This window comes from Streptomyces sp. NPDC059853 (genome assembly GCF_042731495.1).
Lineage (GTDB): Bacteria > Actinomycetota > Actinomycetes > Streptomycetales > Streptomycetaceae > Streptomyces.
This window is the reverse complement of sequence record NZ_JBHWJL010000553.1, coordinates 1-1457: the sequence shown is the minus strand read 5'-3', so window position 1 is coordinate 1457 and position 1457 is coordinate 1. Positions and strand designations below refer to the sequence as shown.

2 protein-coding genes are annotated in these 1457 nt (G+C 67.9%); both read right to left on the bottom strand.

The window, feature by feature from the left end; all coding sequences use genetic code 11:
• Nucleotides 1-143 precede the first annotated feature (143 nt).
• Entirely contained in the window at nt 144-329 is a 186-nt protein-coding gene (locus tag ACFV5N_RS27790; protein WP_385605297.1) for a hypothetical protein, read from the bottom strand.
• A 144-nt stretch (nt 330-473) separates the two neighbouring features.
• Nucleotides 474-1268, bottom strand: a complete 795-nt coding sequence (locus ACFV5N_RS27785; RefSeq protein ID WP_385605295.1) for an SGNH/GDSL hydrolase family protein — start codon at nt 1266-1268, stop codon at nt 474-476.
• Nucleotides 1269-1457: the final 189 nt, after the last annotated feature.

Below are 1457 nucleotides of genomic sequence, written 5' to 3'. Positions count from 1 at the left end.
GGATCATCGACGGCTGCCGCCAGGGGGCCCTTGGTGCCCGCCACCTTGATCGCGGACACCAAGGGCCTGACGGGGTGTGGCGTCTCCGTCGGTTGTCCGTGCATCTGCGGCAGTGGTGCACGGTGCCGCGAGGTGTGGTGGCGTCAGTGCCGGACGCCGGTCCGGGCGGCTTGTTCGACTCGGGCGATGAGCCGGCTGTTGTGGGCAGCGTGCTGGAGTCCCGGGGTGCGGTGGGTGCCGTTCGTGATGTCGCGGGCCAGGCCGGCGTAGACCTCGCCGACGTTGATGGAAGCGCCCGTCCAGATGTCGGCGGCGGTGAGTCCGTGCACGCGGCTCGGTCTCTCGGTCGAGAAGGTTCGTCACCGGCAACCGTCCCTGCCGAGTACGCAAGCCAGGCATGCGAGGCTGAGAAGAGGAGCTCCAAAAAGCTCTTTCGGAACGGTCAGGCTCGTAAGACGCCCCGTGCAGCGCAGCTATGGGCAGCCGAAGAAGACATCATCGTCGGCCCAGCCGATGTTGGCCCAGTTCTCGGCCTCAGCCGGTTCGAATTCGGGGTAGAGGGCGGTGAGCTCCCGCAGCAGCCATGAGGTGAAGCGTGCCGCGCCCTGCGGGCAGACGTGGATGCCGTCCTCGCTCCGGTCGACCCGCCCTTCGTATTCCCTGGAGTATTCCTCTCCCCAGACCGCCGAGGCGTCGAGGTATTCCACCGCCTCGTGGTCCTCGGCCACGCTCCGCGCGATGTCGTGGGCACTGGCGAGCTCATCCATGTGGCCTGCGTAGAACTCGTCCGGCTCGATGGGAGGCATCGAGACCAGCAGCAGGTCGGCGTCGACGTCCGCGGCAGCCTCGGCCAGGTTGCGGTAGGAGTCCTCCTGCTCCTCGGGGGTGCCCCAGTCATAGCTGGTCAGCTGGTAGACGACCACCCCGCCCTCGGCCTTCTGCACTCGTCCCAGCAGGTCTTTCCAGGCGGCGTCGGCGTTGGGACCCACCAGGTTGCCCCCTCCGGTGGAGGTCCCGTCGACGAAGTAGGCGCCGGACTCCGCCATGGCCTGCCGGACCGCGACCGCCTGCTGCGCAGCCACGGAGTCCCCCAGGAACAGCATCGGGGAGACCCCGGACTCCGAGGCGGTCGGGGATTCGGTCCCTCCCTGCTGTCCGCTGTCTCCGGTACCGCCGGTGAGGCTCCCGCAGGCAGAGAGGACCAGCGCGGAGGCGGCGAGCCCGGCGGTGGTGAGGATGATCTTCGACAATGTGGTTCGTGATGGCATGCGCCCGACTCTGCTGACCGGGTGTCCCCGGGAATCCGCGGGAATGTCGCAGAAGTGTCGCAGAAGGCTTCTCTGTCTTGGAGTCCCTGCTCGCCGCCGCCATGGCGTTCGTAGAGTGGGCACGTGACCTCCGTTCTGCTCATCGAAGACGACTCGCTGGTGCGGCGCAGCCTTGAGATTGCGCTGGGC